This window comes from Mesorhizobium yinganensis (assembly GCF_040081985.1).
Lineage (GTDB): Bacteria > Pseudomonadota > Alphaproteobacteria > Rhizobiales > Rhizobiaceae > Kumtagia > Kumtagia yinganensis.
Map to the genome: position 1 here is coordinate 22,777 of NZ_JBEBMH010000047.1, position 9,106 is coordinate 31,882.

Annotated in this window: 5 protein-coding genes and 4 pseudogenes; 6 read left to right on the forward strand and 3 right to left on the reverse strand. The window is 63.4% G+C overall.

Annotation, left to right across the window (positions count from 1 at the left end; all coding sequences use genetic code 11):
* The first annotated feature begins 84 nt into the window (after positions 1-84).
* Positions 85-951 (forward strand): aldose 1-epimerase, encoded by an 867-nt coding sequence (locus ABMA59_RS34885; protein WP_349009953.1) that lies wholly within the window; start codon positions 85-87, stop codon positions 949-951.
* Between the two features lie 166 nt (positions 952-1,117).
* Here ABMA59_RS34885 and ABMA59_RS34890 read toward each other — a convergent pair.
* Positions 1,118-1,429 (reverse strand): annotated as a pseudogene (locus ABMA59_RS34890) (ISAs1 family transposase); the annotation flags it as partial.
* Between the two features lie 176 nt (positions 1,430-1,605).
* On the opposite strand from ABMA59_RS34890, the gene ABMA59_RS34895 reads away from it, so the two are divergent.
* Entirely contained in the window at positions 1,606-2,952 is a 1,347-nt protein-coding gene (locus ABMA59_RS34895) for an IS5 family transposase (protein ID WP_349009954.1), read from the forward strand.
* 19 nt (positions 2,953-2,971) lie between these two features.
* On the opposite strand, the pseudogene ABMA59_RS34900 reads toward ABMA59_RS34895, so the two are convergent.
* Positions 2,972-3,196, reverse strand: a pseudogene (locus ABMA59_RS34900) (transposase family protein); the annotation flags it as partial.
* Between ABMA59_RS34900 and ABMA59_RS34905 the strand changes: the two are divergent.
* From ABMA59_RS34905 to ABMA59_RS34920, 4 genes and pseudogenes are all read left to right on the forward strand, one after another.
* Positions 3,159-3,851: pseudogene (locus ABMA59_RS34905) on the forward strand (ISAs1 family transposase); the annotation flags it as partial. The pseudogenes ABMA59_RS34900 and ABMA59_RS34905 overlap by 38 nt on opposite strands.
* A 134-nt stretch (positions 3,852-3,985) precedes the next feature.
* Positions 3,986-4,792: an alpha/beta fold hydrolase gene (locus ABMA59_RS34910; protein WP_349009955.1), complete on the forward strand. Its 807-nt coding sequence runs from the start codon at positions 3,986-3,988 to the stop codon at positions 4,790-4,792.
* A gap of 489 nt (positions 4,793-5,281) precedes the next feature.
* The gene (locus tag ABMA59_RS34915) at positions 5,282-7,780 is read left to right on the forward strand and encodes a hypothetical protein (RefSeq protein WP_349009956.1); all 2,499 of its coding nucleotides are present in this window, start codon (positions 5,282-5,284) and stop codon (positions 7,778-7,780) included.
* Positions 7,750-8,775 (forward strand): NAD(P)/FAD-dependent oxidoreductase, encoded by a 1,026-nt coding sequence (locus ABMA59_RS34920; RefSeq protein WP_349009957.1) that lies wholly within the window; start codon positions 7,750-7,752, stop codon positions 8,773-8,775. Before ABMA59_RS34915 ends, ABMA59_RS34920 begins: the two co-directional genes overlap by 31 nt.
* Positions 8,776-8,820: 45 nt before the next feature.
* On the opposite strand, the pseudogene ABMA59_RS34925 reads toward ABMA59_RS34920, so the two are convergent.
* Positions 8,821-9,106 (reverse strand): annotated as a pseudogene (locus ABMA59_RS34925) (IS66 family transposase); the annotation flags it as partial.

Sequence of the window (9,106 nt, forward strand, 5' to 3'; positions counted from 1 at the left end):
GAGGCTCCATTGCGGCCCGTTGTAAGGGGCGTTACGTCTTATGTAAACGGCATATCATACGACCTATCTGTTTCAGGATCGGAAATGTTTCGACTTGCAAGCGGCCCTTTGGAGGCCGACATCAGCCCACAGGGCGGTAGCCTGGTGCGATTTTCCCGCGTTGTCACGCATGGCGAAATCCCCCTCCTTTCCCGTGGCCGATCCGGTCGCGGTGAAGCGCTGTGCTTCCCGCTGGTGCCGTTCGGCAATCGCCTTCGGGACAATTGTTTCAACTTTGCCGGAACAGCCTACAAGCTGCCCGCAAACACAGCTGCCGATCCACTCTATCTCCACGGCGACGGGTGGCTTGGTTCATGGACAGCGCTTGCTTACAGCCGCAACACACTGTCGCTTGAGTATAGGCACGATATCGACGGCCCTTACCGGTATCGAGCGGAGCAACACTTCGCGTTAAGCGACCGGAACTTGACCGTATCGCTCTCGGTCACCAACCAAGGTGAAGGCGCACTGCCGTACGGCCTAGGCCTGCATCCTTTCTTTCCCCTCACGAAGCAAACGGTCCTGACTTTCGCGGCCGAAAGATACTGGCTGCAAGACGCCGCGCTCCTTCCACTCGGCAGCGAACCCGTTCATGGCGCGATGGACTTTTCGCGGGGACGGTCGCCGGCAACCGGCTGGATGAACACTGAGTTTGAGGGCTGGACCGGCCGCGCCGAAATCGCTTGGCCCGAAACCAAATCGCGTCTTGTCATCGAGGCCGATCCCATCTTTTCGAGATGCATGATGTTTGTCTCGGGCCAAGGATTCGATCCCACGTATGAAGACGACTATTTCTGCTTCGAGCCGATGACACACGGCGTTGACGGCCATCATCGCCTCCATCTTGCTGGCCTGGTGCTGCTTCAGCCCAGCGAAACGCTGCAAGGCTCCTGTAGGTTCACCGTCACCTAGTCTTACTGAGTCACAACTGGTAGCAGACGCTGCTCAACGATTTGGCTTCTCGGGCGAAGCGATGTTTCCGGTGCCGATCCCGCGAACGCCGGCCAATCAATATTGCCTTTATAAGTGCCAATGTTGGCGGTCATTGACCGGCCCGTGCGCTAGCATTGCCATCGCCATTGCAGGCGATTGCATCAATGGTCACGATGGCTCCTTCGAACCCGCCCGCTTCGGCAAGACGTTCCAGCAGCACCGGGATGGCGGCAAGTTCGTTGGACTTGTCGGCGACCGCTTCCTGCCCAAGCACAAGGCCGGAGGTGGTGGCGAAGGCCGAAACCAGATGCAGCGCCGGTTGGCCGGCGCCTCGGTCGTGACTGCGCCGCGCGGTCTTGCCATCGATGGCCACAAGCTCAGGCCGATCCGGCCAGCAGGCTCGAACCCAGTCGGTGTAGCAGGCCGAGAACTGCCGCGGATTGATCCGGTTCATCAGTCGCCCGTGAACTATCCACAAGCCGTTGATCTGACTTTGTAATCTGTGAGTACGGTGCGTTTGGAATTGCAGGATAGGCGGTGTTTGATGGTTGTTTTCTTGCAATTTGGTTTTCGATTCCCTTGTCGGCCGAGGCGTGATTCACTCGGTTTGGCGGGCGAATCGAGGCGACGGCAATGTCCAGGCCACGCGAGAAGTGCGAGACGGGGGAGCAGGATCTGTTCCGCGCCCGGCTCGATCAGATCATCAACATGAGACATGAGCTGGTACGGCTGGCGCAGGCGATCGACTGGCCGGTGCTGGAAGCGCGTTTCGGCGCGGTCTATTCGGACGGACCGGGCATGCCGCCGCTGCCGACGCGGCTGATGGCGGGGCTGGCGATCCTGAAGCACACCTTCGACCTGTCGGACGAGGTGTTGTGCGCTCGGTGGGTGGAGAACCCCTATTTCCAGTATCTCACCGGCGAGGAATTCTTCCGTCACGAGCTGCCCTTCGACCGCTCGTCGATGACACGCTGGCGCCAGCGCATGGGTGAGGAACGGATCACGATCCTGCTGCAGGAGAGCCTCGCGGTGGCGGTCAAGAGCGGAGCGATGAAGCCGGCCGATACGCGCCAAGTGATCGTCGACACCACGGTGCAGCCGAAGAACGTGATGTTCCCGACCGATGCAAAACTCATCCAGCGGGCGCGCGAGCGGCTGGTGCGGCTGGCCAGCAAGGCGGGGCTCGGACTGCGCCAGACCTATGTGCGGGTCGGCAAGCTTTCACTGATCAAGCACCAGCGCTATGCGCACGCCAAGCAGTTCAAGCGGGCGGGCAAGGCACTGCGCAAGCTCAAGACCTATCTCGGCCGGACTGTTCGCGACATCTCCCGCCGGATCGCCGGCAATGCCGAGTTGGAGGCGCTCTTCAGATGGCCGCTCTACCAGGCATCGGCAGTTCTGCAGCAGAGGCAGCGCCAGCGCGGCCGAAAAATCTACTCCCTGCATGCCCACGAGGTCGAGTGCATCGGCAAGGGCAAGGCACGCGCCCCTTACGAGTTCGGGGTGAAGGTGTCGGTGGCCACCACGCTTAAGCGCTCGAAGGGCGGTCAGTTCGCCCTTCATGTAAAGGCGCTGCCGGGCAATCCGTATGACGGCCACACGCTGAAAGCGATCATCCCCGACATGGAAAAGACCATTGGCAGCGAGATCGGCCGCATCCTCGCCGACGCCGGATACCGCGGCCACAACGCACCCGACAGCCACAAGCTCAGGGTCTTCACCGCCGCCCAGAAACGCCGTGTCACACCGGCCATCAAGCGTCAGATGCGCCGACGCTCGGCAATCGAGCCCGTCATCGGCCACGTCAAGGCCGAGCACCGCATGGGCCGCAACTATCTCGCCGGCGAGCACGGCGACGCCATCAACGCCATCGACGCCGCCGCAGGCTACAACTTCTCGCTCCTGCTCAACTGGTTCAGGAACCTTTTGTGCCTGCTCATCGCAGCCATCAACTGCCAGACAAAATCTCGCCCAGCCTGATCCGCTTCATTCTTAACGGTCGACTCATCAGGATCGTCAGCCAACGTCCTGTCGGCACCCCGTGATGATTTGGCAGGAAACGACGCAAAAACGCCAGGTGGGCCTCGCCCCAGGCGGCGATGTGGTCATAGCCATCGCAGTCGGCGATCGTTCCGCAAACCGCCAGAAGCAGCACCTCGGCCAGCGGATAAGCCACGCGGTGCGGCGGGCGGCTATCCTCGATAACCGAAAAATGCGCCAGCAGCGTGTCGCCAAGGGCAGTGCGGGCAGCCGGGGCCGACTATCTTCTGGCCATCAAGGCCAACCAGCCGACCCTGCGCCGCGAGATCGAGATCTTCTTCGCCGATGCTCCGCAAGCCAGCCTCGAGCGCGCCGGCGACATCGACAAGGGCCATGGCCGCATCGAACAGCGCACCGTCACGGTGGCGCGGGAGGTCGAATGGCTGCGCGGCGACCGGCGTTTCCCCGGTGAATTGCGTCTGCCCGATGTCGCCGCCGTCATCAAGGTCGCGAGCAGGGCCGAACTGAAGGATCGCTGCCGTTTCGAGACGCGCTACTGCATCACATCGGCCAAGCTCGTCGCACAAGCCGCCGCCAACGCCCTTCGCAGCCATTGGCGCATCGAAAACCAGCTCCATTGGGTTCTCGACGTCGTCTTCAAAGACGATCAGTCGCGCCTGCGCAAGGGACACGGCGCCAAGACCATGGCTGCCGTCCGGCACTTCGCCATCAACCACCTCAGGCAGGCCGAAGAACCGGCCAGACCCCCAAACACCGGGTTACGCCACAAAACCAACAAGCCGCCGGCGCCACGCAAAAATAGCATCAAGCTACCCCGAAAATGCGCCGCTTGGGACACTCAATATCTCGGCACAATCCTGAACGCTAAAATCCGTTAACCTGGATTCGAGGCCTTGCTTCGGAGGTCGGCAGGTTTGCGCCGAAAGTCTTCGTCGACTAAGGTCAAAGCTCGGTGCATCGAGCGAGGACTCGTGGGACCGGCCATGCGAAAACGCCAAGCGGGGAGGTCCACATGATCTCGCGTCAGCGCTTTCTGATCGTTGTGCTCCTTCTCGCTGCCTACCCGCTTCGAGCCCCAGCCCAGGACAGCGACTTCGCGGGTCTAGTCGACATCGGTGGCGATCGGAAGATGTATCTCGAATGCCGGGGCGTCGGATCGCCAACCGTCTTCATCGTTCCCGGTGGTAGGGCTGCCGCCGACGAGTGGACGACGACCTCGCCAATTTTCAATGATGTTGCAAAGTTAACAAGGGTCTGTGTCTATGATCGACCGGGAACGCCGCTTGCCAACGGCAGCCCTAGCCGCAGTGACCCGGCGCCAATGCCGACCACCGCGGGCGCCTCGGTCGCCGACCTCCATGCGCTGGTCGTCACAGCGAAGATCGAGACGCCGTTCGTGATCGTCGGCCACTCCTATGGCGGTCTGGTCGTCCGGCTCTTTGCGATGACCTACCCTCAAGACGTGGACGGGATCGTGCTGGTCGATGCCCTGTCCGAATTCCTGCGTTCGGAGGAGACGACGGAGGAGTGGGCATGGCAAAAGAAGATCCTCAACGGCGACCTTACCGAGGCCCTCAAGGTTTACCCGCATCTCGAACGGGCGGATGCGGATGTCAGTTTCGATCAACTGCTCGCCGCCTCGCCGCTCCAGCCGATGCCCCTTGTCGTGCTGAGCGCCGATGTTCAGTGGGGACCGCTCGTCCAGGGTTTCATCGAGCAGGGCATGCTCGCACCCGACACCCCCCAAACGTCGGCTATGTCACCGACCGCGCTCGGAAGGTTGCTCAAGCCAATCTCGCCGCGCTCGTTCCTGGCTTGAAGCACGTGACGAAGACCAACAGCGGTCACTTGATCCACGTCGACAATCCGCAACTCGTTACCGACTCCATTCGCGAAATCGTCGAAGCGGCGGGCGCGGGTAAAACGGCGCTGGTGCCCTGACGAAACCACGTCCGGCGTGTGCCAATGCACCGGTTGGGTCAAGGCAAAGGTGCAGCAACTGTTGGGCAACATCGGCGTTGCGCCAGGAGTTATTCTTCGCACCCTGAAACCGTCGACGAACCGGCGCCACAAAGGGCACGCCACGGATAAAAAAGCTTGATCGATCTCTCGGATGGGTCCGCGCAACAATTCGCGACGGCCAGTTTTCCTACGTCGGGTCAGCCTGGATGGTTGTTGACTACCCAGCGGTATTTGTCGTTCAGTCATAATCGCGCATTGGTGGTCAAAGACGTCGTTCTCAGCGTCGCGGGTGCACGCCATCAATATCGAGAGACAATGGAAGCGGGAGAGGGGGGGGGTAATATATATGACGACGCGTAGGCAATTCCTAACATACAGCGCGCTTGGGATCGGCGCCTTCACCTTTGCCCGATCGCCGCTGGCCTTTGCCCACGACACGTCATCGCTGATCGATCCGGTGACCGCGATGCTTGAACGGCTCGCACCGCTCGGCTGGCGGCAACTGCTGCTCGACGTCACCGGCGGCGACCTCGATATCGGCGCCGACGACCTCGCGGCCGCGCTCGCCAAGCCGCTGCCGCGCATCGACCGCAGCTATCCCGGCTTCGGCGATTTCTGGGTCGCTGGCGTGCGCGCCGTCGAGCCGGGCAACCCCGACAAGAGCCTGCTTTATCACGCCCTCGCCTCGCCGACGGTCGTGGCCGACCGTGCGGGTAAGGAACTCGGCGGCTTTCCGACACTCGCGGAGATCGAGGCCGTCGAGAACTACATTTACGGCGTCGTCCCGCCCTCACTTGTCGAGTTGCGCAGGCGGGCCAACGGCGCGCCGCTCGGAATCGTCGTGTTCGCCCCGCAGTACCAGAATGCGCCGATGTCAGTGCATGGCAGGCACGCGGAACTCTGCTTCGCGCGCTCCGGCATCGCCCGGCTCGGCACGATCGGCCCGGTCTACGACCCCAAGGCCCGCGGCTTCGTTGCGCTCGACGACGCGCGACCCTTTGACTTCCGCGTCACGCCTCGCCGCTTCGCTCCCTATCTGGCGGTAGAGATGAAGGGCGCCTCTCCCAGCTACGGGCCTCAGGATCCACAGCCCGGCGACGACAAGCTCTCGTTCTGGGTTCCCATCCACAAGCTGTTCAGCGGCAGCGAGTGCATCGCCGGCCTCGATCTGGAGGTCGAGCTGCGCCGCGGCCTGCGCAATGACGGCCTCGCCCAGTTCCATCGCTTCCTCGATCTCGCCGGGCTCAAGAACAACTGGCGCGGCGAGGATCTCGACAACTTCCCCTTTGTGATCAAGGACGAGAAGATCGGTTCCTTCTCGACGCGCGCCGGCTTCGGCCACGGCGTGCTAGAGCCGCGTCCCAATCCGCTGGTCACTCAGGCGCAATATGAGGGGCGCCTGCTCACCTTCCCGGTGGACGGCCGCTACACCTCGGATCCGCTGAACCTGCAGCTTTCGGCGATGCAGATCCTGCCGATTGCCGACGATCAGGAAGAGCCGCGCTTTATGCTCGATGCTGCGCAAAACACCCAACGACCGGCACCTGAATACATCAATATTCGACACCGCGTCCTGCCCAACGGCCAGATCGAGAACCTTAACGAGCGCCCCGACATGGACGCGATCATCGCGGCCGGCGGCTACGAGGCGCTGCACTATTATGACGGCGTCGGCGATGGCTGGATCGAGGGGCACTGCCCGCAGCTGGCCGAGTACGTGGAAGAGGCGCGCTATGCCTATGCCATGGTGGCGCTACCCGACTTCTTTCCGAATGTGACCCAGCGCGACTTGATGGTGTGGTGGCAGACCGAGGTGCCGGCGCCGATCCGCGACGCGCTGTGGGCGCTGCATCCGCTCGCACTGTCGCAGATCCGCATGGCCGCCAATATCACGCTGCCAGTTGGCTTCAGTCTCGAAGACACGACGATCACCACAATCGTCACCCAGCCGCAAGACGGGGATTCCCCGGCACAGGTGCCTAGCGGTCCGTGGCACGTGCGCAAGACCGGGTTGCCGGACGGCTCGCCGGGCCTGTTCGACCCAGGCTGGGACACCAGCCAGAACATCTTCTACACCGATCCCAACAAGCCGCTGCAGAAATTCATGGCTGGCTACGGTCTGGGCTCCCCCTTCATCGAGGACGCAAAGCTCTGCGCCGCACTCGGCGCCTACTGGCCGGGCGTGGCCCCGGACTCGACGCGCACCTTCCCGCCCGACAAGGCCATCGGCGGAGCGGTCTATCCCTATCCGACCATCGTGCCGCTGACCGATCAGGAGATCGGCAGCGAGCCGCTTGCGGACGGGCGATACCTTCCTTGGGACGGCGTGCGTGGACCGCGCCTGATCACGGTCGGCAACAAGCCGGTGGTTGCCTATCCTAATGCCTATCGCGTCGACTACATCGATATTGTCGGGACGATGACGGCGGCACTGACCGCGCGTGTCGACGCGCCCGAGTACAAGGCGCGGGTGCTGGCGATGGAGGCGGTCTACTGGGCGCTCGGCATCCACGATCCCGAGTTCGTGCAGCGCTTCGGCGCCGAGACGGCGGTCTACAAGGTGCTGCAGGCCAAATCGGCCTGGGCTGTCATCTCTTTCCGCACAGTTGCCGGCGACGATGACGAACTGCACGAGGCCCAGCAGGCAACGGGGACAGTGCTCGAAGGGCCGCGACGCTACCGCTTCCACGTCTATCGCTGGGGCAAGGAAGAGCCCGACCCGGCCGACATGCACACGACCCATCTCGAGGTGCTCGAGCAGGCGGTGATGTACGTTTCGGGTAACACGGTTCTCCTCCAGCGGGACGGCCCAGCGTGGACGACCGACCATTCGATGCCGACGTAGTCGTCGTCGGCGAAGGACCGGCGGGAAGCGCGGCTGCCATAGCTTGCGCGACACAAGGCTTGCGGGTCGTGCTATGCGAGCGCGAGGCTGCTGGACGTGATAGACCGGGCGAGACGCTCCATCCGGGCGTCGAGCCGGTCCTGGCCCAGCTTGGCGTTGCCGACCAACTCCCTGGCGTGGTCGGCGTGCGCCATGGCGGTATCTGGATCGAGTGGGGCAGGCCGAGGCGCTTCGAGTCGTTCGGCGGCGACACCGCCGGTCCGTGGGCCGGCTTTCAGGTCTGGCGCGCCGGCTTCGATGCCATGCTGCTCGAACAATCCCGAGCGCGCGGCGTCGAGGTGCGCGAGCGCTGTGCCGTATTCGATGCGATTACGCGCGATGGCGCCGTGTGCGGCGTAGTGACTGCCGAGGGCGAAATAACAGCCCGCATGGTGGTGGATGCCAGCGGTGCCGCACGTTGGCTCGCCCGTGCGCTTGAGATCAGGAGCCCGCCGCGCTCGCCGCAGCTGATTGCCCGATACGGCTATGTCGAGGGTGCCTGCCCTGCCCGCGACGAGGCCCCGCTCCTCGTCGGCACGGCTTCGGGATGGACCTGGACCGCGCGGGTGCGCCCCGGCGTCTACCAATGGACCACGGTCCGGTTCGATTCCATCGGTGCTGACGAAGGACCGCCGGAGGAACTCATCAACCTAGCGCCGCATGGACGTACGCGCGGCGCGGACGTGACATGGCGGCTCGCGGAGCGGACTGCGGGACCGGGATGGATCATTGCTGGCGACGCCGCCGCCATTCTGGACCCAACCTCGTCGCACGGAGTGCTGAAGGGCCTACTTTCCGGTATCACCGCCGGCCACCTCATCGCAGCCGGCCTTGCCGGCAAGGCGCCGCCGGCTGAGTTGGCGGCAGGGTATCACAGCTGGATCGAGGGCCGGTTCAATACCGATGCGCGCAGGTTGCGGCAGTTCTATCGCGAGATCGGCGCACCGGGTTTCTGACAGAGCATCAGAACGTCGGGAGGCGCGGCCCGACCGATGTATTTGCCACGGCCAGCCAGCCCCGCTGTCAATGCGATTGGCCGGATGGTCGCCGACGCGGCCGATCAGATCCGTGAGATAGGCCTCCGGATTGATCCCGTTCAGCTTGCAGGTCTGGATCAGGGTGTAGAAGACGGCCGCTCGCTCGCCGCCGGCGTCCGAGCCGAGGAAGGTCCAGTTACGTCGCCCGAGTGTCAGGGGGCGGATCGCGCGTTCGGCGGCATTGTTGGTCATCTCAAGACGGCCATCTTCGGTGAAGCGGCAGAGCGCCTCCCAGCGATTGAGGCTGTAG

Bases quoted from the DNA above. Each gene is read 5' to 3' on its own strand.
- ABMA59_RS34885 (WP_349009953.1), top strand. From the start codon at position 85: ATGTTTCGACTTGCAAGCGGCCCTTTGGAGGCCGACATCAGCCCACAG.
- ABMA59_RS34895 (WP_349009954.1), top strand. From the start codon at position 1,606: ATGTCCAGGCCACGCGAGAAGTGCGAGACGGGGGAGCAGGATCTGTTC.
- ABMA59_RS34910 (WP_349009955.1), top strand. From the start codon at position 3,986: ATGATCTCGCGTCAGCGCTTTCTGATCGTTGTGCTCCTTCTCGCTGCC.
- ABMA59_RS34915 (WP_349009956.1), top strand. From the start codon at position 5,282: ATGACGACGCGTAGGCAATTCCTAACATACAGCGCGCTTGGGATCGGC.